The organism is Nonomuraea pusilla (assembly GCF_900109355.1).
Classification (GTDB): Bacteria; Actinomycetota; Actinomycetes; order Streptosporangiales; family Streptosporangiaceae; genus Nonomuraea; species Nonomuraea pusilla.
The window spans coordinates 509778-534326 of record NZ_FOBF01000005.1 but is presented as its reverse complement, the minus strand read 5'-3'; the positions used below and the strand labels follow the sequence as shown (position 1 = coordinate 534326).

Sequence of the window (24549 nt, the reverse complement as noted above, 5' to 3'; positions counted from 1 at the left end):
CGGTTCTCCCCTGACTTCCACATCACGAGAGGTTCCAAGCTTATGTTCAAGCGGCTGCCTGGCGACGAGGCACGCAATCTCGTCTCCACCACGCCCGACACGGCCGTCGTCTTCCGCCCGGCCGTGGTCACCACGCCCGCCGTCCTCACCATCCTCCTCCTCGTCTGTCGCATGCTCGCCGGGCTCGTCCGTATGGTCTGCCGCCATCCCATCGCCACTGCCGTCCCGGCCGTCCTCGGCGCGGCCTGGTACGTCTACGGCTGGCCGATGGCGGCGTCCCTGCTCGGCACTGTCGTCCTGGCCCTGACCTCGTGGGCGTTCATCGACCGGCCGTCGTTCGCCCGCCTGGTCGGCTACCGGCTGCTGGCCTGGTGGCGACTCATCTGGATCTACCGGCGGCACTGGCAACCCGTCATGATCGTCTCCGGTCTCGGCCGTCACATCCGAGGACGCGACTACCTGCCCACCCTCGGCAAGGTCACCTGCACCTCGTGGGCCGACCTGGTCACCGTGCGCATGCTCAAGGGGCAAGCGGTCAAGGACTGGGCCGACCGCACCGACCACCTGGCCCAAGGCTTCGGCGCGAAGTCGTGCCGCGTGGCTCTGTCCCAGGCCGGTCGGCTCACCTTGACCTTCCCGCGCAGCGATCCACTCGCCTCGCCTCTGCCGGCGCTCGCCATCCCGGAGGAGCCGACCGTGGGACCGGTGGAGATCGGCCGATGTGAGGACGGGCGGCCGTGGCGGCTCAAGGTGCACGGCACGCATGTCCTCGTCGCGGGTGCGACCGGGGCCGGCAAGGGGTCGATCATCTGGTCCGTCATCCGCTCGCTCCTGCCCGCCGCCCGCGCCGGCCTGGTGGAGCTGTGGGCTCTGGATCCCAAGCTGATGGAGCTCTCCTACGGTCGCGACCTGTTCGGCCCCAGGTACGCGGCCACTCCGGAAGAGTGCGCCGACCTGCTGGACGAGGCCGTCCGCGTCATGCAGAAGCGGGCGGCTCGCTTCGCCGGGCTCCAACGCTCCCACACGCCCACCGTCGATGACCCGTTCATCCTGGTCGTGGTGGACGAGGTCGCGTTCCTGACCGCCTACCAGTCCGACCGGCAGCTCAGGCAGCGCATCTCCGCCGCACTGGCCACGCTCACCACCCAGGGCCGCGCGGTCGGCGTCGGCGTCCTCGCCGCGCTCCAGGACCCGCGCAAAGAGGTCATGAACATCCGCAACCTGTTCCCCGACAAGATCGCCCTGCGCCTGGACGAGTCGGAACAGGTGGACATGGTCCTCGGGGACGGCGCGCGTGATCGCGGCGCGCTCGCCGACCACATCTCGCCGGTTCCGGAGCTGGGCGCGGGCGTCGGCTACGTCCGATTGGAAGCCAGCCCCGAACCCGCCCGGGTCCGTGCCGCCTACGTCTCCGACCACGACATCCGCGCCATGGTAACCGCCTACGCGCCGCACGGCGGTGCGGCATGAGGATCTGCTTCCACGGCACCGCCGACGAGATCAGCCTGGTCGCGGGCCGTCCGCTGCTGGTCCTGCTGACCGCCCGTGACCTGCCCCGCATGCGGGTCTTCGAGCTCCACCACGCCCGCGTCCACGCGCACCCGCACCTGGAGCGCTACCGGTTCTGCGCCCTCATGACCGAGACCACCGACGAAGGGAGGACCGCATGACCCATCCGCACGACCGCGCACTCCCCCGGGCCGTACGCCAGGCCATGCCGATGGCCCGCGACGTGCTCATAGAGGTCGCCAAGCAGCACGGCGTCTGCATCAGCCCCATCCCGCTGCGACGGTTCGACATCGTCACCGGCAAGGCCGAGATCATCGACGTCCCGTGCGGCTCCACCCTCGACAGCAAGTGCCCACCCTGCGCCAAGCGCAATCGACAGCTCCGCATGGCCCAATGCCGCGAGGGCTGGCACCTCGACACCGAACCGGCCATCACGCCGGACGAACCGAACGAGGAACAGCGCTGGCTGGTCGAGTTCCGCGCCGACATGCAGGCCAGGCGCGACGCCGCGGAACAGGCCGGCGACGACACCACCGACCTGGACGCCGTCCTGGCGGGCCTCGATGACGAGATCAACGCCGCAGGCATGCGGGGCAGCGTCACCGGATCCGCGGTGCCCAAGCGCACCCGATCGACCCGGCGTCGGCAGGACGCGCCCGACCTGCCCAAGCGCAAGATGACCAGCACCACCCTTGGACGCACCTTCCAAGCGCCGAACGGCAAGACCTACCGCCCATCGCTGTTCGTCACGCTCACCCTGCCCAGCTACGGCAAGGTCCGTGACGGAGTCCCGATCGATCCCGACACCTACGACTACCGGCGTGCGGCTCGGGACGCGCTGCACTTCTCCAAGCTCGTGGACCGGTTCGTGCAGAACCTGCGCCGGGTCGCGGGCTATGACGTGCAGTACTTCGCCGCCGTCGAACCTCAGAAGCGGCTCGCCCCGCACCTGCACATGGCCATCCGCGGCACCCTCCCGCGTGCGGAGATCAAGCAGATAGCCGCCGCCACTTACCACCAGGTGTGGTGGCCCCAGGCTGATGAAGCGCGTTTCGACGGTGACCACCTGCCCGTCTGGGACGAGCAGGCCGGCTACCTCGACCCGGCCACCGGCGAGGTCCTGCCCACCTGGGACGAGGCCCTCGACGCCCTGGACGAGGACGCCGAACCCCTCCACGTGCTGCGCTTCGGCGAACAAGTGGACGTACAAGGTGTTCTCGCCGGCACCCCGGACGCCGACCAGTGCATCCGGTACCTGTCCAAGTACCTGACCAAGTCCATCGGCGAGACCCTCGACGGCGGCCAGGCCCAGCGCGAGCACGCCGCCCGCATGGTCGACGCCCTGCGCTACGAACCCTGCTCACCCACCTGCCCGAACTGGCTCCGCTACGGCGTCCAGCCGAAGAACGCCAAGTCCGGCATGCAGCCCGGCCGGTGCCGCTCCAAGGCGCACAAGCCCGAACACCTCGGCTACGCCGGACGCCGCGTCCTGGTCTCCCGCAAGTGGTCCAACAAGACCCTCGCCGAACACAAGCAAGACCGCCGCACCTGGGTCCTGGAAGCCCTCGGCCAGTCCGACGAGCCCACCGACCCACACCGCTACATCTGGCGCCCCGTCCCGGCCGGAGACGCCAACGTGCCACCCCTCGCCGTACGCCTCCTGCGCACCGTGGCCGAACGCCAACGCTGGCGAGCCCACCTCAGAGAGCTGGAAGCCAGAGCAGCCGGACAAGATCTTTCGGCAACTGAGGACCTTGGGAGGGCCGCATGAGCAAGAGGAACGAACTCCTCACCGTCGCCCAGGTCCTCGACGAACTCGGCGGAGTCTCCCGCCGCACCTTCTACCGCTGGCGTGAGACCGGCAAGGCACCGAAGGGCATCCGCCTGCCCAACGGCGAGCTCCGCATCTATCGCAGCGACCTCGAAGCCTGGCTCGAATCCCTCCGGAGCGCAGCATGACGACCTCGTACGACGTGAAGTTCTGGGAGATCCGGCGGAACAAGTCCAGCAAGTCACCCTCCTACGAGGTGCGCTGGAAGGTCGGCGGCCGGGAGAAGTCCAAGACCTTCAAGACCAAGGCCCTCGGCGAGAGCTTCCTGACCGACCTGCGGCAGGCCGCAAGACGGGGAGAGGCGTTCGACCTGGAGACCGGCCTCCCCCAGTCGATGATCAAGGCTAAGGACGCGCGGACCGTCCTCGACTTCGTGAAGGCGTATGTGGAGGCGCGCTGGCCGCACGCGGCTGCCAAGAGCCGTGACAGCATGTCCGACGCCCTGGCCACGGCTCTCCCGGCGCTGACGATGGACAAGCCAGGGCGGCCGGACGCCACCATCCTCCGTACTGCCCTACGCCAGTACATCCTCCTGCCCGAAGACAAGCGGCCCGCGATGCCCGCCGACATCGCGCGGGCCGTCCGCTGGCTGGAGGCCGCATCGCTCACCATGGAGGACCTCAACGACACCAAAGCCGTCCGCCCGGCCCTGGACGCCCTCACCCTCCGCCTCGACGGCAAGAAGGCCGGCGCCAACACGATCAAGCGCAAGCGCGCCATCCTGCACCACGTCTTCGAGTACGCCGTCGAGTTGGAAGAGCTGCCGTCCAACCCGCTGCACCGGATCAAGTGGAAGCTTCCGAAGACCACCGAAACGGTGGATCCACGAGTCGTGGTCAACCCTCGCCAGGCCCGCGAACTGCTCGTGGCGCTTACCTACGTCGGCAAGCGCCAGCGCGGCGGGAAGGGCCGGGGACAGCGGTTGATGGCCATGTTCGCCTGTATGTACTTCGCCGCACTTCGGCCTGGCGAGGCCGTCAGCCTCCGCGAGCAGGACTGCCACCTCCCGCCGCAAGGCTGGGGACGGCTCACCCTCGACGGCTCCCGACCCGAGGTGAACCGCCGCTGGACCGACACTGGGGACGCGCACGAGCTACGCGGCCTCAAGCATCGGGGCCAGGATGACGTCCGTCGGATCCCGATCCCGCCGGAACTGGTCAAGATCCTTCGGCAACACATCACAGAGTTCGGCGTCGCCCCTGACGGGCGGCTGTTCCGTAGCGAGCGCGGCGGCGTGGTCGCCTCGACGGCCTACACCGAGGTCTGGCAGGAGGCCCGCACCCTCGCTCTCACACCCGCCCAGGTCGCCTCACCCCTCGCCCGGCGACCGTACGACCTCCGCCACGCGGCCGTCTCGCTCTGGCTCAACGGCGGCGTACCGGCCCCAGAAGTGGCCGCCCGTGCCGGCCACGGGGTGGACGTCCTGCTCCGGGTCTACGCCAAGTGCATCGACGGCCACGAGGAGATCGTCAACCAGCGGATCGCGGACGTACTCACCGCATGAGATCACGAACAGCACCACTCGAAGGGCTCCGGCTTCCCCGGGGCCTTTCGACGTTGAGTGCCAGATGTCAGGTGACACGGTATCTGGCCGCATGCCGGCCACTGTGGCCAAGAGTTGGGCAGTGCCACTTGAAGTGGCCGAATCCGGACCGCTACCGGATCTTGAGCTCCGCATGGGATGCTCACGCCCGTGACCGAACCGAAAGACGGATCCCGGACCGGCTGGCGCCGCTACGAAACCTCCGAAACCATCGGACTGACCGGCCTCGTCGCCATCGTCCTAGGTGTGCTGCTCGCCGTCATCGAGGCGAATACCAAATCGACCAGTTCGCTCCTATGGGTGACCATCTTCATCGGGGTCGCTCTGGTAGGCGTCGGCCTTCGCATCGAGGCCGCGATCCGCGACCGGTCTCGACGCTGAATCCAGTGGCTCTCGACCCAGCCAGATCATCCCGCAGATGCTCGGGATCACAGGGCCTACCTGGGGAAACGCCCCCGGATCCATCCCGCGTATATCCCGCGACCACCGACAGACGGCCGCTCAGGGCTGCATCTGGTTGCACACCCCTGAAACGCAGAAGAGGCCCCGTAGGGCCTCTGATCTGCTCTTACTGCTGGTGGCAGGTGCAAGGTTCGAACTTGCGTAGGCTGAGCCGACGGTTTTACAGACCGCTCCCTTTGGCCACTCGGGCAACCTGCCTTGTCTTCCGCTCTCGCGGCGACACACAGAAGAATAGCGGACTTCCGGGGTGCGCGTGACACCGGTTTGTCCCGTGGCGCCGATCTGGATCCCTCGTGGCGCGGCGACGTGGGGGTTCGGGGGTGGGCGGGGTGTGGAGATCGTTCGGGGGGATCGTCCGCCGGCTCCGTGTCCGCCGTGGGCGAGCGCGTGGGGCGTGTCCTGCGCGGCGCGCCGATGCTGGCTAGGCTCGTTCGCTGGGTCCGTGTACGGCAAGGCCGGACCCCGAATAAGTGCTTTCGCAGCCGAAAGGGTGGGTGTTTTGGCCGATTCGTCTTTCGACATCGTCAGCAAGATCGACCGTCAGGAGGTCGACAACGCGCTGAACCAGACGGTCAAGGAGATCGGGCACCGCTTCGACTTCAAGGGTACCGGGGCGAGCATCAGCTGGTCCGGGCAGAACAACATCGAGGTCAAGGCGAACAGTGAGGAGCGGGCGAACGCCGCGCTCGACGTGTTCAAGGAGAAGGTCATCAAGCGTGGCCTGTCGCTGAAGATCCTTGACGCGGGCGAGCCCAAGCTGTCGGGCAAGGAGTACCGCCTGCTGGTCAGCCTGAAGGAGGGCATCGACCAGGAGCACGCGAAGAAGATCTCGAAGTTGATCCGCGACGAGGGGCCGAAGGGCGTCAAGGCGCAGATCCAGGGCGAGGAGCTGCGCGTGAGCTCCAAGAAGAAGGACGACCTGCAGGATGTCATCTCCCTGCTCAAGGGCAAGGACCTGGACATCGCCCTGCAGTTCGTGAACTACCGCTAGCAGAGGCATGCCGTACGGCTCTGGGCTGGGTTTTCAGCGCTTGGGAGATCGCGGAGGGCGGTTGTTGCCGGGGCATGAGGCCGTGCGTCTCGTGCCCCGCTCCTCCGCGGCCGGAGGGTACGGGGTTCAGCGGCGGTAGCCGGCCATGCGCTCCAGCCGGGCCACGCGCTCGGAGGTGGGCGGGTGGGTGTCGAAGAGACGGCCGACGCCGGAGCCGCTGAAGGGGTTGGCGATCATCATGTGGGACGCGGACGTGAGCCGGCTGTTCTCGGGGAGCGGCAGCGTCCGGGCGCCCATCTCGATCTTGCGGAGTGCGGACGCCAGCGCGAGCGGGTCACCGGTGAGCCTGGCACCCGACTCGTCCGCCTGGAACTCTCTGGTGCGTGAGATGGCCATCTGCACCATTCCGGCGGCGACGGGGCCGAGCACCATCATGAGCAGCGCGCCGAGGAAGCCGGGGCCCTCGTCGTCGTCCGAGCCGCCGAAGAAGACCGCCACGTAGCTCGCCCACGTGATCATGGTGGCGAGCGCACCGGCCACGGACGAGATCAGGATGTCCCGGTTGTACACGTGCGACAGCTCGTGCCCGATCACCCCGCGCAGCTCCTTCTCGTCGAGGAGCTTGGTCAGCCCGTACGTCACGCAGACGGCGGCCTGGCGGGGGCTGCGGCCGGTCGCGAAGGCGTTCGGCTGGGCCGTGGGAGAGACGTACAGCCGTGGCATGGGTTGCCTGGCCTGAGTGGAAAGCTCCCGGACGATTCGGTACAGCGTGGGCTGTTCAACCTCGCTCACGGGCCGGGCCCGCATGGCGGACAGCGCGATGCGGTCGGAGAAGAAGTAGGCGACGCCGTTGCCCGCCAGGGCAAGGACGAACGCGATCTGGATGCCGGAGCCGCCCCCCAGCCACGCTCCCAGCGCGATGATCAGCGCCGACATGCCGCCCAGCAGGACGGCGGTGCGGAGGCCGTTGTGGCGCAAGGGTGCCTCCCTTCGTGGTGCGGGTTCACCCGGTCCAACGATGACGACCCGGTTCATCGTTCCCCGCAGTGTCCGAAGGGGGGCGTAGCGCGACTTCTTCCGGCCCTCGCTGCGTACCGGAGCGACCCGATGGGGCCGGCCACGGTGGCCTTCGAAGCCTCCTACCGGCGGCCCGTTTCCTCGCCGGCCGGGCGGCTGGCGGCCCACGAGCGACCGGCGGCATCTGGACGGGCGCGCGGCAACCTCGACCGCCGACCCTGGCCCTGGGCCCGGCCGGCGGGCCGAGGAGCAACACCCGCAGGTTCCCTCACAGGAGCCGGGCGGCCGACCAGGCGCGGGCGAGCCCGAATTCGGCCACACCACGAAGAAGATCGTGAAGGGTCTCCTCGCCGGCTCCGGCGGCCCTGGCGAGCTGGGCGTGAAGCTGGAAGGACTCCCCGAGCGTCTGGTAGAAGACATCGACGACCAGGCACGCGAGCGCTCGTTCGCGAACGCTGAGGTAGGGGCGGGCCCATCGCTGGGCGAGTTGCCGCTCGCTGAAGTCGGCGAGTCCAGGGGCGGCGGCTTTCAGGTTCTGTACGACTCGGGCGAGCGTACCGTCCAACGCGCCGGCCTCCAGCGGCTGGTGGTCCCTCGCCTCGGGCAGGCCCAGCTCGGTCAGGCGCTGGAAGGCCGTGACCAGGATGGGGTAGCCCACGTACGGCGCCAGATGCCGGAAGAGCTCCCTGATCGATTCGGGGTCGACCCCGCCGGTCAACGCCATCTGAACGTGCATGGCCAGCGGGGTTCCCAGGTGCGGGTGGCACAGGTCGGCGGTCAGGCAGATGAAGGCCTTCTCACGCGTGGTCAGGTTCGGCAGGCCCCACAGGTTGTGGCCCGCGCTCAGGGCCATCTGCGCGAACACGGGGTCGAGTTGGGCGAGGCCGTCGGCTCCGGCGAGTTGCTGCTGCGTCATCGTGGTCTCCTCAGGGAGTGCTGTGTGTTCAGGACAGGCCGAGTGCGCGCATGCGCAGGGTGTCGAGTGCGCGCTGGGGCAGCCAGCGGCCGAGGGTGCTCATCAGCCGTGAGCCCTTGCCCACGGGGTAGCGGACGCGGGGGCGGCGTGCGGTCAGGGCGTGCAGGACGGCGCGGGCGACCACGTCGGGGCTGGAGCCGGCGCGCTCCTGCTTGAGCCCGGCGGCGACCATGGTGCGGTAGGCGTCGCCGTACAGCCGCCTGCCCTGCTCCCCGAGCGAGGCCAGGCGCGGTTCGACCTCACCTTCGAGCTTGTCGACGGCGTCGGTGTGGATGGAGCCGGGCTCGATGAGGATCGCCTCGATCCCCCACGGCTTGACCTCCATGCGAAGCGCGTCGTTGAGCGAGCGGATGGCGTGCTTGGAGGAGCAGAGCGGGCCGCCGAAGGGCAGGGTGATCCAGCTGCCCACGGAGCCGATGGTGACCACGCGGCCTCGCGAGGCGCGCAGCAGGGGCAGCATGGCCTGGGTGACCGCCACCTGACCGAACACGTTGACCTCGTACTGCCAGCGCAGGGCTTCCAGCGGGGCGAACTCGATCGGTCCGGTGACGCCGATGCCGGCGTTGTTCACCAGCGCGTCCAGGTGGCCGATGCGCTGGACGGCGTCCTCGATCTGGTCGGGGTTGGTGACATCGAGCATGATCGGGGTGACGGCGGGCCCGAGAGCTTCCCCGTCGGCGTCCTTGCGCACGCCGGCGTGCACGGTGAACCCCTCGCGCGCCAACAGCAGCGCGGTGGCGCGGCCGATTCCGGTGGAGGCGCCGGTGACCAGCACAGTCTTGGACATCTTCAGCCCTTCGATAGCTTTGCCAACAACCGTTGGCACAACTATCGCCAACGGTGATTCCGAAGTCAACGGGTGTTGGCCTACACTTGTAGGCATGAGGAGATCAGCAGAGGCCACGAAGGCGGCCATCCTGGCCGCCGCCCGCGAACGCTTCGCCACCGACGGGTACGAGAAGGCGACCATCAGAGCCATCGCCATCGACGCCGACATCGATCCCTCGATGGTGATGCGCTACTTCGGCAACAAGGACCGGCTCTTCGCCGCCGCGGCCGAATTCAGCCTGGACCTGCCCGATCTGACCGCCACTCCGCGGGACCAGGTGGGCGCGACCCTGGTCAGGCATTTCCTGGCTCGCTGGCAAGCCGACGACGCCCTGCAGATTCTCCTGCGCACGGGAGTGACCAACGAAACCGCAGCCGAGAGAATCCGTGACGTCTTCGCTGCCCAGCTCGCACCGCTCATCATCCATCTGGTCGGCGATCCTCGCCAGGCGCCGACCAGGGCGGCGCTGGTGGCCTCCCAGATGCTCGGCATGGCGCTGTGCCGCTACATCCTGAGATTCCCGCCGGCGGTGGCCATGTCCGACGATGAGGTCATCGCCTGGGTGTCTCCGACCATCCAGAACTACCTCACCGGCGAACACCCGGACGCTCATTGACGAGGCGATGCCCGCCACCTCGGTCACCTGGAGCGCACAGAGGTCGACAGCCGCTCCGGCCCGCCCTGGTGACGCATGAACCGCGCCTCCGGGAAGCGGCTCGACGGCCCTTCGAGCAGTGACGACGATCGCCCCATGAGGTGCTCGTCGAAGAACGCGACCGAGTAGGCGTTGATGATGTCGTGTGCTCGCCGGGCGTCGATCGTGCCGTTCAGGCCAAGCTGCCGTGTGACCGGTGACCAGACCGGGACGTCGGTGAAGTCGACGTGGAACAACCCGGGAACCTCCACGTAGTAGCCGGCGCTCGGCAGGCGCCGGTACACGTCGGTCATGGTCTGGATGGTGCCGGAGATCTCCTCCTCCGGCCAGCCGCCGCTGCGCTCCCGTTCGAGACGGAACGTCCCGGCATCGCGGGTCATGAACATGACCGGCTGCCGCAGGCCCACCTTGACGACGTGGGCCGTCATCTGAACGTCCATGATGAAGCACGCCTTGAGCCGCTGGTCGTTCGCGCACGCCTCGCCCGCGGTCGCGCCGCCCCACGAGATCCCGAAGACGCCGGCGCGCGTGAGGTCGAGGCGGCCGGTCAGGATGCCGGCGGGGTCGGCCTCGTTCAGCGCCGTGAGCCGGTCGAGCGCGAAGCTGACGTCCTGCGCGAAGTACGGGATGATCCCGTCGGGAAGCGCCTCCCCCTGGAGCGTGGGCGCGTCGGGCCGCGGCGTCCAGCTCTGGCTGATCAGCGGATAGATCTTGTCCCTGGGCCACCCCGGGATCTCCCGCCCGCCGGGGAAGCGCGTCACGGCGGCGGCGCCCGGCTGGTCGAGCCCGACGACCACGTAGCCGTGCGAAACCAGCTCCTGGATCTGGAAGGTGCTCGCGGCGCGGAAGCCACCGAGCCCGGTGAGGGAGATGAGCACCGGGTAGCGGGGGCTGTCGGCCGCCATCCGAGCGGACGCGACGGCGTCGGAGGTCACGTACCCGAGCTGGCTGAAGACGGGCCCGGGAAAGCCGGCCAGGCGCGCCATCGCGGACGTCACCGTCTCGGCGTCTTGGATGTAGGGGGCGCGCGGTGCGGACGGCTGGGGCTCGGCGGGATACCAGACCTGCGCCATGAGCTCCCGGCGGTCACCGGGGGTGTCGCTGAACAACTCCGGACGGCTTGCGTCCACCCAGTGATAGGTCGTCGTGCCGATCGCGTACGGGCCGGTCGGCTCGGGGAAGCGGAACACGGGCATCACCGTCGCCAGGAGGACGGAGGCGAGGGCCGCGAGCACGCCGAGGGCCGCGCCCGAGCCGGCGACCAGCCGGTTGACGTGCACAGCCCTCGGCCGGACGATGCCGGTCAGCCAGATCAGGAAGAGGATCGCGGTCAGCGCGTAGGCCGGGGCCATCTGCCAGCGCGGGCCTTCGACGAGGACCTGCGCCACCGCGAGGAGCAGCGCGACGGGCACCGCGAGGCCCGCCCGGCGCAGCGCGCGCAGCCGGGGGATCGCGAGGATCGCGAGCCCCAGCAGGCCGCCGGCCGACGACAGGATCTCCAGGGGTCTCATCACCTGCTCCTCAGGTTGTGGCCGACGCCGACGGCCATGCGGATGGAGGCCGGGTCGAGCCGGACCGCATCGTCGTCGGCGGCGAGCCGCGGCTCGGCTCTCCCGTTCGTACGTGGCCTGCCGACGCAACCGGATGTCGGCCGATGGCCGCCGCACACCGATGACGGCTTCGACCGGTTGCGCACAGCGGGACGGTCAGATCCGGTGCTGGATCCACGGCCGCCCGCGGACGTCGCCCGGCCCCTGGTCGGGTACGCGTCGCGGACGTGGCCGGACACCGTGCCGACGGTGGACGGTTGGTGATCGCGGCCATGACCGCCTCCTCCCGGAAACCTACACTGTAGGTTCGCGGCTCCACGGTAAGTTCTACGGTGTAGGTTTGGCAAGCCGAGGGATGGACATGGCCAGACGCGCACAGGGCACCTCAGCGGGGCTCGACCGCGAGCGCATCGCCGCCGCCGCCGTCGCACTCGTCGACCGCGACGGCCTTGAGCGCTTCGGGGTACGGCGACTCGCGGAGGAACTCGAGGTCGACCCGATGTCGATCTACCACCACATCAAGGGCAAGGCAGCGCTGCTGGACGCGATATCCGAGGCCGTACTCGCCGAGGTGGCGACCGCCGCGGACGACGCACAACCCCACGACTGGGAAGAGATCGCCCGCCTGACGGCGCACGGCTACCGGGAGATGGCCTACCGGCACCCCCGGGTGTTCCCGCTGCTGGCCACGCGCGCCCAGACCTCGCCGGTGGCCCTCACCGCCTTGGAACGACTGGTCACCGCGATGCGTGCGGCCGGCCTGCCCGACCAGGTGGTCGCCGACGCGCCGCTGATGCTGTTCGGCTTCCTCAACGGATACCTGCTGGCGGTCCTCAGCGGCGGATCCGGCCAGGCCGGCGACATGCCCGCGATCAACGCCACCGCGTACCCCACGATGGCGGCCCTCGCATCCCTGCAGGCCGGCTTCGGGTCCGTGGAGGAGTTCGACCGGATCTTCGACACCGTGCTCGGCGGAATCCGGGATCAGGCCGATCGGCGGGGAACCCGCTGAGCGTGGACCACGACGACGCGCACACGGGCGCCGCCGCCGGGTGAGGCCGTACCAGCCGAGGCGGAAAGAAGGCCTCTGCCGGCTGCGAGCGGCATGCGGCGCTTGGTGCTCGGCCGGCCAGGCGTGCAGGTGGTGCTCGACGAACGCGGGAAAAGCGCTGTCAGGTCCCGGTATCAGCCGTCCGCCTCGCGGACGCGTCGCTCCATCGTGGAGCGCGACCTGCCCGCCTCGAACGGTCAGGCGGGCGCCGGCAGGGGCGGCGGTGTCCGGGGTCAGCCGAGGGCTGACAGGGCGGTGAGATCCAGGACGAGTTGTGGTGCCACCGAGAACAGGATCGCCGCGGCCAGCGCCACGCCGACGGCCAGCCAGGTGGCCGGGAGCGTCCGGCTGCGGGACGCCGCCGGGCCGGGCGTGAACACCCTGCCCGCCCAGGCCGCGTAGTAGTAGAGGCCGATCACGGTGTTGACGGCCATGACGAGGGCCAGCCAGCCGGTGCCGCTCCCGACCAGTTCGCGGAAGACGAACACCTTGGCGAACAGCCCGGCCAGACCCGGCGGCAGCCCGGCCAGGCAGACCAGGCAGAACGCCAGCGCGAGCCCGGCGGCCGGGCTGCGGAACGCAAGGCCGCGGTAGTCGTCGAGTTCGTTGCCCGGCGCGGCCCTGGAGACGAGCATGACGACGGCGAACGCGCCGAGGTTCATCGCGGCGTAGATCACCAGGTAGGCCAGCGCCGCGCCGACCGGCCCGAGCGTCGTCGCCGCCCGGGTATGCCCGGCCGAGGCGGGTGCCGTGGCGGCCAGCGCGGCCAGGACGTAGCCGGACTGGGCGACGGACGACCAGGCCAGCAGGCGCACGGCGTGCCGCTGGCGCATGGCCAGCAGGTTGCCTACGGACATGGTCAACGCCGCGAGGACGCCGACGACCGGCACCCAGGTGGCCGCCTGCCCGGCCAGCGCGGCGACCAGGACGAGGATGAGCCCCGCGAACCCCGCCGCCTTCGAGATGACCGACAGCAGCGCCGCCACCGGGACCGGCGCGCCCTGGTAGACGTCGGCCGCCCAGAAGTGGAACGGCACCGCGGCGATCTTGAAGGCGAACCCGGCCGTGACCAGCACCACCCCCACGGTGACGACCGCGGGCAGGCCGTGGCCCGCCTCCAGCAGCGGCGCGTACGAACCGGGGTCGGCGCCGGGCGCCCGGACCCGGCCGCCGAGCACCTCGCCCAGCCGGGACAGGTGGACGGTGCCGGCGACGCCGTACAGGAGGGACACGCCGAACAGCATCACCGCCGTCGACACGACCGACACGACGAACAACTTGACCGCCGCCTCGGACGCCCGGCCGTCGTAGCGCCTGAGCGCCGTGAGCGCGAACACCGGCAGCGACACCAGCTCCAGCGCCACCACCAGCATGACGAGGTCGCGGGACGCGGGCAGGGTCACGGCGCCGACGAGGGTGCAGAGCAGGAGGAAGTACCACTCGCCGACCGGGATGCCGCCGCCGGCCACCTCCGTCATGGACAGCAGGACGACGACCACGGCCGCCACCAGCACCAGACCCGCAAAGACCAGGGCAAACCCATCCATGACGAACGAGCACAGCCGCTCCCCGGAGGCCAGACCCGGCGGCACGCAGAAGGTGGCCGCCCCGCCCCCGCCCGCTCCGGCCCCGCTCGCTCCAGCCGCACCCACTCCTGGCCCGCTCGCTCCGGCCCCGCCCGCTCCCGCCCCGCCCCTGGCCGCGGCAGTGCTCAGTGACTGGGCGACGACGAAGCCGAGTGCCGCGAGGACGCCGACCAGCGTCACCAGCCCCGGCACGGCCCTGCGCCTGGCGGGCAGGAACGCGTCGAGCACCAGGACCAGCGCGGCCGCCACGGCGAGCGTCAGCGGGGCCGCGATGACGTAGTAGTCGATCTGCTGGGTCATGAGACGGCTCCCAGCAGGCTCTGTACGGCCGGGGTGGTGAGCGAGAGCAGGAGGCCGGGCCAGAGGCCGAACAGCAGCGTCAGCACCACCAACGGGGACCAGGCGGCGAGCTCGTACCCGCGGATGTCGTCCGGATGCGGAGCCATGCCCGCGCCCCCGCCCCCGCCTGCGGAGACCGCCCCTCCCCCGGCTGCCGCCGAGGTGACGGCGGGCTCTTCCGCACGGCGCGGGACCCCACCGAGCGGCACCACCGGCCGCTCATCCGGCACCTCCCACCCAACCGGGCCGCCACCCGGGGCCTCCTGCGCGGGCGGGCCGCCGCCCGGGGCTTCCTGCCCAGGCGGGCCACCGCCCGGGGACTCCTGCCCAACCGGGCCGCCGCTTGTAGCTTCCTGCGCGGGCGGGCCACCGCCCGGCGCCTCCTCCCCGACCGGGCCGCCGTCCGGGGCTTCCTGTGTGGGCGGGCCGCCGCCCATGGCCCCTTGCCCGGCCGGGTGGCCGGCCGGTGGCTCCTGGGCGGACTGGGCGGTGGGGCGGCCGTGGGTGACTCGGGACAGCATCACGAGGAAGTACGCCGCAGTCAGCACCGCGCCCAGCCCGCCCACCACCATGTACGTCAGGAACAGCCCGCGCGGCAGGCCCGGCGCCGGCTGGAACGCGCCGAACAACGCCAGCATCTCCCCCCAGAACCCGGCCAGCCCGGGCAGCCCCAGCGAGGCGATCGACGCGAACGTGAGCACCGAACCCAGCCGCGGCATCACGGCCAGCAGCCCGCCGCCGAGCGACGGCATGTCGGACGTGCGGTAGCGCTCCTTCACCGCCCCTGCCAGGAAGAACAGCAGACCGGTGATCAGGCCGTGGGCGACGTTGGCGAACAGGGCGCCGTTCACGCCGACCGGGGTCAGCGTGGCGAACCCCAGCAGGACGAACCCCATGTGCCCGACCGACGAGTACGCGATCATACGTTTCAGGTCGCGCTGCGCGAGGCAGGCCAGCGCGCCGTACACGATGCCCACCACCGCGAACGCGCCCAGGAACGGTGCCACCGCCGTCGCGCCCTCCGGCAGGACCGGGATGGCAATCCTGGCGAATCCGTACGTACCCATCTTGAGCAGCACACCGGCCAGCAGAACCGACCCCACCGTAGGCGCCTCGGTGTGGGCGTCGGGCAGCCAGGTGTGCAGCGGCCACATGGGCGTCTTCACGGCCAGCCCGATGCCGATCGCCACGAACGCCAGGATCTGCACCGCTCTGGACATTCCCGCACCGTGGGCCCGGCTGAGCGCGACCACGTCCAGAGTGCCCGTCTGCGACCACACCAGCAGCAGGCCGAGAAGCATCACGACCGAGCCGAGCAACGTGTAGAGGATGAACTTGACCGCCGCCGCCCTGCGCCCGCCGCCGCCCCAGATGGCGATCAGGAAGTACATCGGCACCAGGACGATCTCGAAGAACACGAAGAACAGCAGCAGGTCGAGCGCCAGGAACGTCCCGATCATGCCGATTTCGAGCACGAGCAGCGTGAACACGAGCGCCCTCGGCCGCGCCCCATGGAACCGCTCCTGCGCGCGGGCGCCGCCCCAGCAGAGGTAGACGAAGCACAGGAACGTCAGCAGGGCGGTCAGCGCGACCAGCGGCAGGGACACGCCGTCGACGCCCAGGTGGAAGCGCAGGCCGAGGCCCGGGATCCACGGCATGTCGAGCTCGAACTGGACGGCGCCTGGCCGCCGGTGATCGAACGCCGCCACGACCACCGCGGCCAGGGCCAGCACGAGACCGGACACGACGAGCCCGTACGTCCGCAGTGCCGGGCGCAGGGCGTCGGGCAGGACGAGCAGCGCCAGCGCGCCCAGCAACGGCACGACAGGCATCGCCACGAGCAGCCAGGCCATCACCCTCCCGCCTCCCCTCCGGACAGATCGGTCACCCTCGCCCGCGCCCGCGCCCTCGCCCGCGCCCTCGCCCGCGCACCGGACGCTCCGCCGGGGAGCCCAAGCGAGCCACCGGGAAGCCCGAACGCCTCGCCGGGGAGCCTGGGAGAGCCGTCGCCCGACCTCTCGCGACGCTCCCTCCCTGGGCACCACGCCAGCGGGCACCCCGACAGTGGGTGCGCCGACAGCGGGCGCGATGGCCCTGCGGTGCGCGCGCCCCGCGTTCCGGACAAGTACGCCGTCACCGGTCCGGCGGAGGTCGCGACGGCCCGGGCCCGACATGTCGTCATGTGAGCATCACCGCCCCGACCGCGATCAGCAGGATGCCGGCCAGGAGGCCGCTCACGTAGAGCTGGACGTTGCCGTTCTGGGCCAGGCGGAGCACCCCGGCCAGGCCGCGCGCCGAGCGGCCCGAGCCGCGCACCGCGCCGTCGACGACCGTTTCGTCCGTACGGACGACGAGGCGGGCCAGGGCCAGCACCGGCCGGGCGACGAGGGTGGCGTACAGGCGGTCGATGGAGAAGGCGCGGGCGCACGGGCCGCGCAGTGGGCCGAGCAGGCGGGCCGGGTCGGCGAGGGGGTCGGCGCGCCAGACCGCGTAGACGAGGCCGGCGCCGAGCAGGGCCAGCACGACGCTGACGGCGGCCAGCGGGAGGTCCACGTGCGGCGATCCGGCGAACCCGAGCAGCAGCGCGGGCACCGCGAGCAGCACGATGGGCACGAGCATCGTCCTGGGCGCCTCGGCGACGCCGACGACGTGCGCCGTGCCGGGCTCCGGCTCGGGGAGCGCCACCGCCCTCGCCTCGCCGAAGAACGTCCGCAGCCACGCCCTGGCGGCGTACGCGCCGGTGACGGCGACGGTCGCGAGCGCGCATCCGTACAGGAGCAGGGCCGCGGCGTCGGTGAGGCCGCCGGACAGCGCGCGCTCCATGGCGAGCAGGACGGCGTCCTTGCTGAAGAATCCGCTGGCCGGCGGGATGCCGATGAGCGCGGCGAAACCGATCGTCATCGCCGCGAACGTGATCGGCAGCTCGCGGCGCAGACCGCCCATGCGGCTCATCAGGTTCGAGCCGACGTGGTGGATCACGGCGCCCGCGCACAGGAACAGCAGCGCCTTGAACGCGCCGTGGGTCAGCAGGTGGAAGACGGCCGGGCGGTCGCCGCCCGCGGCGAGCCCGCCCGCCATGTACGCGAGCTGGCTGATCGTGGAGTACGCGAGCACCCGTTTCAGGTCGTCCTGGGCGAGGGCGGCCAGCGCGGCGCCGAGCATGCCGAGCGCGGCCAGCACTGCCAGGACGTCGAGCGTGGGCCGGGCCGCCAGGAAGGCCGGGAAGAGCCTGGCCACGATGAAGATGCCCGCCGCCACCATGGTGGCGGCGTGGATCAGCGCGCTGATCGGGGTCGGGCCGGCCATGGCGTCGGGAAGCCAGGTGTGCAGCGGCACCTGGGCGCTCTTGCCCGCGACGCCCGCCAGCAGCAGCATGGTGGCGGTCACCAGCGTGGCCGCAGACATCTCGGGCACCTTGGCCAGCACGTCCGCGACGCGGAAGCTCCCCGCGGCGACGCCGAGCGTGAAGATGCCGAAGAGGAAGCCGACGTCGCCCAGCCGCGTGACGAGGAACGCCTTGACCGCCGCCCGCGAGTTGCCGCGGTCTTCCCACCAGTGGCCGATCAGCAGGTACGAGCAGAGGCCCATGACCTCCCAGCCGGCGTACAGGACGAGGAGGTCGCCCGCGTACACGACCAGGAGCATCGCGCTGGTGAACAGGCTGACGAACGCGCTGTAGGAGGGGTAGCGGGGGTCGTCGCTGAGGTAGCCGACGGAGTAGACCTGGACGGCGAGCGCGACCAGCGTCACCAGGACGCCCAGCATCGCCGACAGGGCGTCGGCCTGCAGTGTGAGCGAGATGGGGACGCCGCCGGTCACGATCGAGCCGTACGTGCGGCCGACGGGAGCGGGACCGGCGGCGCCCGTGAGGTACACGAGACCGGGACCCGACGCGAGCCAGAGGGCGAGCACGGCGGAGGCGGCCGTGGGGAGGACGGCGATCCAGGCCGCTCTCCGATTGGCCCGCACCCCGGCCTCCGCGGCGGCCTCCGGGGCGGCCCCGCCCCTCGGCCCCGGAATCCCGGCCACGACGTCTCCTGGCACCGCTTCTCCGGACGTCGCTTCTCCAGGCGTCGCTTCTTCTGGCGTCGCTTCTTCTGGCGTCGCTTCTTCATGCCTCGCGGCGTCCGGAGTGGCGGGGACGGCGGCTGCGGGCGGCCGTCGTGTACGGCGGCCGGGTGGGCGGCGGGCGTGTGGCCGGCGGGACAGCAGCAGGCCCGCGAACGCGGCGGCGAAGGGCAGGAGGACGGCCAGCAGCGGCAAGATCGTCACAGCGCACCTTCCCCACGCTCGGTGGACGCGGCTCCGGAGGCGCCAGGCGCTCCGTCGGCGGAAGGCGGGGGCGGCTGGGCGGGGCCGTCGGGTTCCGCGAGGGCACGGAGATGGTCGATGTCGACTGTGCGGCGGTTGCGGAAGAGCGCCAGCACGATGGCCAGGCCGAGCCCGACCTCGGCCGCCGCGATGACGATGACGAACAACGTGAGCACCTGCCCGCTGTGCAGCCGGTCGCGCAGCCAGACGTCGAACGCGACCAGGTTGAGGTTGACCGCGTTGAGCATCAGCTCGACCGACATGAGCACGAGGATCGTGTTGCGCCTGGCGAGGACGCCGTAGACGCCCACGGAGAACAGCAGCACGGAGACGACCACCGGGTAGACGATGTGCATCAGTCACCGCCGCTCTCGTCGGTGGGCGGGCCGCCCGGGATGTCGGTGCGCGACAGCACGATCGCGCCGATCAGCGCGGCCAGCAGCAGCACGGACAGCGCCTCGAAGGGCAGCACCCAGGTGGCGAACACGCTCGCGCCGAGCTCCCTGGCCGCGCCGGCGCCGGGCTTGAGCGGCGCGTACGCGGTGCGGAAGCCGTCGACCACCACGGTGACCAGGACGGCCGCCGTGGCGACCGCGACGAGGGCGGCGACCAGGCGGTTGCCGCTGTCGAGGTCGGCCGAGCGGCCGATGGGCGCGCGGGTGAGCATGATGCCGAACAGCAGCAGCACCACCACCGCGCCCACGTAGATGAGCACCTGCACCCAGGCCACGAACTCGGCCGTGAGCACGAGGTAGCACCCCGCGAGCGCGCCGAAGCAGACCACGAGCCACAGGGCCGCGTGGACCAGTTGCCTGGTCGTGACGACGAGCAGCGCCGATCCGACCGCCACCGCTCCCAGCAGCAAGAAGACGACCTCTTGCCCTGTGGGTGACAGGTAGGAGGGCACCGCCTCGGTCACGACTCCTCCTCGGACTCCTTCGTCTCGTCAGGGGCGAGCCGCCCGGGCGGGCGGATGGAACGCGGATCGGCCATCCGGCGCCTGCGCGGGCTCGCGGGAGAAGTCTGCTCCGCCGAGTGGCCCTCGGTTCGCACCTCGGCGCCACCTGTGGACAACTTTTCCTCGGACGGCTCTCCTGTGGATGACGGAGGGGGCTCGGATTGGGCCGCCGATGGGCTCGTACCGGCCGCTTCGGCTGCTGACCTGCGGGGAGAGGCCGAAGACCCGCTCGGACCGCCCTCCTCCTCACCTGTGGACGACGGCGCGGCCGACTGCTGCCCTGTGGACAGCCGATCTGTGGGTGGCTGCTCCAGAGGTGGCTCACCTGTGGGCGGGCGGCCCGTGAGTGGCGCGTCAGGGGCGGCGGGGGGCGGGAGGGCGCCTGGAGGGCGGATCCCCCGAATGTTCGCCATGCTCCGCCGCGGACGCCTGCCCGGACCCGAAGGCCCTTCCCCAGGCTCCGTTCCGGCCTCTCCGCGCGCCGCGCCGCTCGGCGACCCGGCCGCTCCGAGCTCCTCCGCCCCTTCCTCGGACGTAGCCCCTGCAGCGCGACGACCGGAGACGGGGGGCTGGGCGCTCTCGGGCGACGACGGTACGGCACCGCTGTCGCCCCCGGCCGTCCCGGGCCGGCCTGCCACCCCCGGCCGACCGGCTGCCCCGGGCCTACCTGCCGTCTCGCCGCTGACCGTCTCGCCCCTGGCCGTCCCGGCCTCACCGGAGATCGGGCCCCCGGCCGTCTCGGGCGGCGTGCCCGCCGTCTCCCCTGCCTCAGTCGTCGGGGTACGTGCGGAGGCCGCCCCGCCCGCGACGGCCGAAGCGGTGCTCGTTCTGTCGCCGGAAGGACGTTCCGCCCCGGAAGCAGGAGCGCCAGGACGGGCCGGGGCCGCGCCGCGAGCTGGGGTTTCGGCGCGGCGGGGGCCGGAGGACGGGGCGGGTCCCGCTGACGAGGGCGTGCGGCGGGGGGCGGCCGTGAGCTCCTTGGGCAGCTCGGCGCCGGGGTCGTGGGCCGGAGGGATGGGGACCGTCTGGCTCCAGCCCGACAGCTTGTCCTTCTCGTGGAGAAGGTCGAGGATGTCGCCCTCGGCGTACTCGAACTCCGGCGACCAGAAGAGCGCGTCGAACGGGCACACTTCCACGCAGATGCCGCAGTACATGCAGAGCGAGAAGTCGATCGCGAACCGGTCGAGGACGTTACGCTGCCGCGGCCGGCCACCCTCGGGAGCCGGGATGGTCTCCTTGTGGGAGTCGATGTAGATGCACCAGTCGGGGCATTCCCGGGCGCAGAGCATGCAGGAGGTGCAGTTCTCCTCGACCAGGGCGATGACGCCCCGGCTGCGCGGAGGGAGGTCTGGCCTGACCTCGGGGTACTGCTGCGTGACGGATTTGCGCAGCATGTGGCGCAAGGTGATGGAAAGCCCCTTCACCAGCCCCACTCCCGGCATCCGCCCCATGGTCATCATCATGACGCACTTCCCGGCCCGCGTGAATGTGCCGAATCCTCATCCACAACTTATCCACAGTCATCCACAGGTTCTGTGGAGGTTATCCACAAGCTCGCGCCATGCCCGATATGCGGGACTGCGGGGCGATAGTCTCTCGCCATGCCGTACAGCCCTCCAGTCCGCCCCAGTGGCGGGGCGTGGGCGCTCGCCGTCGTGTGGGCCGCCCTGCCCCTGTTCACCTGCGGCCTGGCGACGCCGTTCACGATCGGATTCGCGGCGTACTGGCTGCGGAGCGTCCTGCACGTCTTCGCCGCGTCCGTCTACCTCTTCGGCATCGGCTCCTTCGTGATCACGGTCGTCGCGTACGACACGTTCGACGACATCCCCGAGCCGTTGTCCACGATCGTGTCGTTCGGGTTCGTGATCGCCTGGATCGGCGGCGTCATCCACTCGGGGATCCTGGTGCCGTTCATGGTTAGGGCACGTCCAGGCGTCACCGCCGGCCACACCGCCGAGCTGCACCAGCGCGCCACCGCGCCGGTGCATCCGCAGCGTCCGAGCGGCCAGGGCGACTACACGCGCCGCGCCGGCGCGCCCTCCTACGGGCGGCCTCCCGGCGAGCCGGAGTGGATCGGCCACTACCGGGTGCTCAAGCGGCTGGGCCGCGGCGGGCAGGGCTCCGTCTACCTCGCCACCGCGCCGAACGGGGCGCGCGTCGCGGTGAAGGTCCTGCACGACCTGGTCGACGAGACGGCGCGGGCGAGGTTCGCGCGGGAGGTGGACGTCGCCCGGCGGGTGGCCACGTTCTCCACAGCCCGGGTGCTCGACGTGAACATCTCGGGGCAGCACGCGTACATCGTCAGCGAGTTCGTGGACGGGCCCTCGCTGGAACAGCTCGTCCGGCAGTACGGTCCGCGCGACGAGGACAGCCTGACCCGGCTCGCGTTATCCACAGCCGGGGCGCTCGCGGCCATCCACAAGGCGGGCATCGTGCATCGTGACTTCAAGCCGAGCAACGTGCTGATCGGCCACGACGGGCCTCGTGTGATCGACTTCGGCATCGCTCGGGCGTTCGACCAGGTCACGATGACGTCGGGGAAGATGGTGGGGACGCCGCCTTACATGTCGCCGGAGCAGTTGAGCGGGGAGCCCGTGGGGCCTGCTTCCGACGTGTTCAGCTGGGCTGTGACCATCATGTTCGCGGCGACGGGGCGGCCGCCGTTCGGGGAGGACACGGTGCCCGCCGTGTTCAACCGGGTGCTCACGTTCCACCCGGACCTGTCGCCACTGCCTCCGGCGTTACGCGGGATCGTCGGGGCGTGCCTCAACAAACGACCGCAGAACCGGCCGTCGGCGTCGGACACCATGCTGGCCATCGTCCACTGACCCGGCCACCGAACCAGCTGCCCGACTGAGCCAGCCGCCCAGCCAGACGCGCGATCCAGCCGCCTGAGTCGGCCGCCACCCGACCGCCTCAGCTGGCAGCCACCCCGACCGCCGAGCCAGCCGCCTGAGCCGACCGCCACCGGGCCGCCGAGCCAGACGCGTGATCCGGCCACGGAGCCAGCTGTCTGAGCTGGCCGCCACTCGGCCGTCGCCGAGCCAGCCGCCTGAGCTCGCAGCCACCGGGCCGCCGCGCCAGCCGCCCAGTCAGTCGCGTGATCCAGCCAACCAGCCGGCTGTCTCTGCTGGTCGCCACTGGACCGCCTGAGCCAGCCGCATGAGCCGGCCTCCACCGGACCGCCGAGCCAGCCGTCTTAGCTGGCCGCCACCGGGCTGCCGAGCCAGTCGCGTGATCCGGCCACTGGCCAGCCGCCGAGGCAGTTCCTGAGCCGGCCGCTGAGCCGTTTGCGAAGCCGGCCGATGCCCCAGGCCGTCGCCCGCCGTCTTCATTCTCCGGTGCCTCGCCCTCACGGCATGCCGCCGCTCCTGCCAGAGCCCCTGCCCAGTGGTGCACCGCTGCCGTCGGCACCCCTGCCCTGCGGCACACCCCCTTCTGTCGACTGGCATTGAGGAAAGGGATGTGCCTCAAAGGTGATTACGGTGCCTGGGGAAGGAAGGGAGTGCCGGGTATGAGGGTCGACGGCTGTGGGGGCGACGGCTTCGTTTCGGTGGGTGAGGGAGATGTCCGGCGGCGGGTGGGCCGGGGGCGTCAGGCGGCCGCGGGAGATGGCGGGGCGACGCTGTCCTTCGCCGACGCCGCCGGGTGGGAGTCCTGGCTGGCCGAGCATCATGAGACGGAGGGAGGCGTCTGGCTGAGGATCGCCAGGAAGCGCTCGCCTCTCGCCCTGCTGCCCATCGCCGAGGCGCTGGACGTCGCGCTCTGCTACGGCTGGATCGACAGCCACCGCCGGTCCTGCGACGAGCATTCGTTCCTGCAGCGGTACTCCCGCCGCCGCAAGGGAAGCCCCTGGTCCCGCGTCAACAGGGAGCGGGTGGAGGCGCTGGCCGAGGCGGGGCGGATGCGGCCGCCGGGCGTGGCGCAGGTCGAGGCGGCCCGGGCCGACGGCCGGTGGGAGGCGGCGTACGCCCCGCAGCGTGACGTGACCGTCCCGTCCGATCTGGTCGAGGCGCTGGACGCGCGGCCGGAGGCGGCGGCGCGGTTCGCGGCGCTGGACAAGACCGCGCGGTACCTGCTCGTCCTGCCCCTGCTGAAGGCTCGCACGCCGGCCGTGCGGGCGGCCCGGCTGGAGAAGGCGGTGTCCGGTCTGGTGCTACCGGCCTGACCCAGGCGCCGGCGCGGCGGGCAGCGGCGATGCCGTCGCCGGTACGCCTCCAGGAGACCCTGCGGTCGGCAAGGGCGGTTCTGGGGTTCGGGGTGGTGGGCTACGCGGTTGGAGGGTGAGGGGGTTGGCCGGGGGTGCGGCCCCCGGGGGGGTCAGTTCCAGGTGGCGGTCTTGATGATGGCGTCCGTGGCGGCGATGCCGTAGCCGTCCACGATGAGGATCTTGGACTTCGGCAGGTACCACTCGCGCTGTTTGAAGGTGGCGGTGCGCTTGTCGGTCTTGAAGCTGTAGCACTCGCCGGCCCACACGCGGTACTCCGCCTTGTGGCCAGCGCCGACCGGACGGTAGCCCGAGGTCAGGGGCTTGGCGCCGACGAACCGTTCGCCGTACTTGGTGGTGGGGTTGAGCCGGCAGGCGGCCACGCCGGTGCTCGGCGCGAAGGGGCTGCCCGGCTTGTACGACTCAAGGTAGTCGCCGCCTTTCAGCACCTTGGGTCCGACGAGTTGGAGTGCGGGACAGGCGGTGTCGGCGTCGCGGCATTTCCTGGTGCTCAGCGAGACCCAGTCCCCGGTGTGGTCCTTCTCCACGACCCAGGTGGACGGGATGGCGAGGGTCATGCCGCGGAACGTCACCTTCTTGGTGGCGGCGGCGTGGGCGGCGGGCGGGGTGGTCAGCACGGCCGCGGCGGCAGCGGCGGCCGCCGTCGCCAGGACACGGGTCACGAGTGCACGGTTGATGGCAATGGTCACGAGAGTTAGATGATCGACAACGCC

At 71.0% G+C, this 24549-nt stretch carries 22 protein-coding genes, 1 tRNA gene and 1 pseudogene; 11 read left to right on the top strand and 13 right to left on the bottom strand.

Annotated features, from left to right (window positions below):
* Positions 1-42 precede the first annotated feature (42 nt).
* From BMX74_RS14325 to BMX74_RS14300, 6 genes are all read left to right on the top strand, one after another.
* The gene (locus BMX74_RS14325) at positions 43-1470 is read left to right on the top strand and encodes an FtsK/SpoIIIE domain-containing protein (protein WP_091100699.1); all 1428 of its coding nucleotides are present in this window, start codon (positions 43-45) and stop codon (positions 1468-1470) included.
* Positions 1467-1670 carry a hypothetical protein gene (locus tag BMX74_RS14320; protein WP_091100696.1) on the top strand — a complete coding sequence of 68 codons (204 nt, stop codon included), beginning with the start codon at positions 1467-1469 and terminating at the stop codon, positions 1668-1670. Before BMX74_RS14325 ends, BMX74_RS14320 begins: the two co-directional genes overlap by 4 nt.
* Positions 1667-3280 (top strand): replication initiator, encoded by a 1614-nt coding sequence (locus BMX74_RS14315; RefSeq protein WP_091100695.1) that lies wholly within the window; start codon positions 1667-1669, stop codon positions 3278-3280. Before BMX74_RS14320 ends, BMX74_RS14315 begins: the two co-directional genes overlap by 4 nt.
* Entirely contained in the window at positions 3277-3468 is a 192-nt protein-coding gene (locus BMX74_RS14310) for a helix-turn-helix transcriptional regulator (protein ID WP_091100693.1), read from the top strand. Before BMX74_RS14315 ends, BMX74_RS14310 begins: the two co-directional genes overlap by 4 nt.
* A complete protein-coding gene (locus BMX74_RS14305) occupies positions 3465-4844 on the top strand; it encodes a tyrosine-type recombinase/integrase (protein ID WP_091100690.1) in 1380 nt (459 codons plus the stop codon). Before BMX74_RS14310 ends, BMX74_RS14305 begins: the two co-directional genes overlap by 4 nt.
* Positions 4845-5033: 189 nt before the next feature.
* Entirely contained in the window at positions 5034-5264 is a 231-nt protein-coding gene (locus tag BMX74_RS14300) for a hypothetical protein (protein WP_143078654.1), read from the top strand.
* A gap of 194 nt (positions 5265-5458) precedes the next feature.
* On the opposite strand, the gene BMX74_RS14295 is transcribed toward BMX74_RS14300, so the two are convergent.
* Positions 5459-5543 (bottom strand) — tRNA-Tyr (locus BMX74_RS14295).
* 301 nt (positions 5544-5844) lie between these two features.
* On the opposite strand from BMX74_RS14295, the gene BMX74_RS14290 reads away from it, so the two are divergent.
* A complete protein-coding gene (locus BMX74_RS14290; RefSeq protein ID WP_055504738.1) occupies positions 5845-6336 on the top strand; it encodes a YajQ family cyclic di-GMP-binding protein in 492 nt (163 codons plus the stop codon).
* Between the two features lie 126 nt (positions 6337-6462).
* On the opposite strand, the gene htpX is transcribed toward BMX74_RS14290, so the two are convergent.
* From htpX to BMX74_RS14275, 3 genes are all read right to left on the bottom strand, one after another.
* Positions 6463-7314, bottom strand: a complete 852-nt coding sequence (htpX, locus tag BMX74_RS14285) for a zinc metalloprotease HtpX (protein ID WP_055504737.1) — start codon at positions 7312-7314, stop codon at positions 6463-6465.
* A 307-nt stretch (positions 7315-7621) separates the two neighbouring features.
* Positions 7622-8269, bottom strand: coding sequence for a carboxymuconolactone decarboxylase family protein (locus BMX74_RS14280; protein WP_055504736.1), 648 nt, complete (start codon positions 8267-8269; stop codon positions 7622-7624).
* A gap of 28 nt (positions 8270-8297) precedes the next feature.
* The gene (locus BMX74_RS14275) at positions 8298-9116 is read right to left on the bottom strand and encodes an SDR family oxidoreductase (protein WP_055504735.1); all 819 of its coding nucleotides are present in this window, start codon (positions 9114-9116) and stop codon (positions 8298-8300) included.
* Positions 9117-9210: 94 nt separating this feature from the next.
* Between BMX74_RS14275 and BMX74_RS14270 the strand changes: the two genes are divergently transcribed.
* Entirely contained in the window at positions 9211-9774 is a 564-nt protein-coding gene (locus tag BMX74_RS14270) for a TetR/AcrR family transcriptional regulator (RefSeq protein WP_055504734.1), read from the top strand.
* A gap of 23 nt (positions 9775-9797) precedes the next feature.
* Here the strand turns inward: BMX74_RS14270 and BMX74_RS14265 are convergent, their stop codons facing one another.
* Positions 9798-11324, bottom strand: coding sequence for an alpha/beta hydrolase family protein (locus BMX74_RS14265; protein WP_091100686.1), 1527 nt, complete (start codon positions 11322-11324; stop codon positions 9798-9800).
* A gap of 400 nt (positions 11325-11724) precedes the next feature.
* Between BMX74_RS14265 and BMX74_RS14260 the strand changes: the two genes are divergently transcribed.
* The gene (locus tag BMX74_RS14260; RefSeq protein WP_091100683.1) at positions 11725-12375 is read left to right on the top strand and encodes a TetR/AcrR family transcriptional regulator; all 651 of its coding nucleotides are present in this window, start codon (positions 11725-11727) and stop codon (positions 12373-12375) included.
* Positions 12376-12647: 272 nt separating this feature from the next.
* Here BMX74_RS14260 and BMX74_RS14255 read toward each other — a convergent pair whose 3' ends face one another.
* The 7 genes and pseudogenes from BMX74_RS14255 to BMX74_RS46635 all read right to left on the bottom strand — a co-directional run.
* Complete coding sequence (locus BMX74_RS14255) at positions 12648-14300, bottom strand: NADH-quinone oxidoreductase subunit N (RefSeq protein WP_091100681.1); 1653 nt, start codon at positions 14298-14300, stop codon at positions 12648-12650.
* A complete protein-coding gene (locus tag BMX74_RS14250) occupies positions 14297-16192 on the bottom strand; it encodes an NADH-quinone oxidoreductase subunit M (RefSeq protein WP_256256945.1) in 1896 nt (631 codons plus the stop codon). Before BMX74_RS14250 ends, BMX74_RS14255 begins: the two co-directional genes overlap by 4 nt.
* Positions 16193-16517: 325 nt before the next feature.
* On the bottom strand, positions 16518-18368 hold the full coding sequence (locus BMX74_RS14245; protein WP_337959847.1) for an NADH-quinone oxidoreductase subunit 5 family protein: 1851 nt from the start codon (positions 18366-18368) through the stop codon (positions 16518-16520).
* A 239-nt stretch (positions 18369-18607) separates the two neighbouring features.
* Entirely contained in the window at positions 18608-19006 is a 399-nt protein-coding gene (gene nuoK, locus BMX74_RS14240; RefSeq protein ID WP_091100677.1) for an NADH-quinone oxidoreductase subunit NuoK, read from the bottom strand.
* Positions 19006-19569: an NADH-quinone oxidoreductase subunit J family protein gene (locus BMX74_RS14235; protein ID WP_055504731.1), complete on the bottom strand. Its 564-nt coding sequence runs from the start codon at positions 19567-19569 to the stop codon at positions 19006-19008. Before BMX74_RS14235 ends, nuoK begins: the two co-directional genes overlap by 1 nt.
* Positions 19566-19703 (bottom strand): hypothetical protein, encoded by a 138-nt coding sequence (locus BMX74_RS44060; RefSeq protein ID WP_176573386.1) that lies wholly within the window; start codon positions 19701-19703, stop codon positions 19566-19568. Before BMX74_RS44060 ends, BMX74_RS14235 begins: the two co-directional genes overlap by 4 nt.
* A 1041-nt stretch (positions 19704-20744) precedes the next feature.
* Positions 20745-20897, bottom strand: a pseudogene (locus BMX74_RS46635) (4Fe-4S ferredoxin); the annotation flags it as partial.
* A gap of 312 nt (positions 20898-21209) precedes the next feature.
* On the opposite strand from BMX74_RS46635, the gene BMX74_RS14225 reads away from it, so the two are divergent.
* Together BMX74_RS14225 and BMX74_RS14220 are read left to right on the top strand one after the other, a co-directional pair.
* Positions 21210-22436 carry a serine/threonine-protein kinase gene (locus BMX74_RS14225; protein WP_091100674.1) on the top strand — a complete coding sequence of 409 codons (1227 nt, stop codon included), beginning with the start codon at positions 21210-21212 and terminating at the stop codon, positions 22434-22436.
* A 752-nt stretch (positions 22437-23188) separates the two neighbouring features.
* Positions 23189-23776 (top strand): YdeI/OmpD-associated family protein, encoded by a 588-nt coding sequence (locus tag BMX74_RS14220; protein WP_256256944.1) that lies wholly within the window; start codon positions 23189-23191, stop codon positions 23774-23776.
* Positions 23777-23928: 152 nt separating this feature from the next.
* Here BMX74_RS14220 and BMX74_RS14215 read toward each other — a convergent pair whose 3' ends face one another.
* Positions 23929-24498: a hypothetical protein gene (locus BMX74_RS14215; protein ID WP_143078653.1), complete on the bottom strand. Its 570-nt coding sequence runs from the start codon at positions 24496-24498 to the stop codon at positions 23929-23931.
* Between the last annotated feature and the right edge of the window lie 51 nt (positions 24499-24549).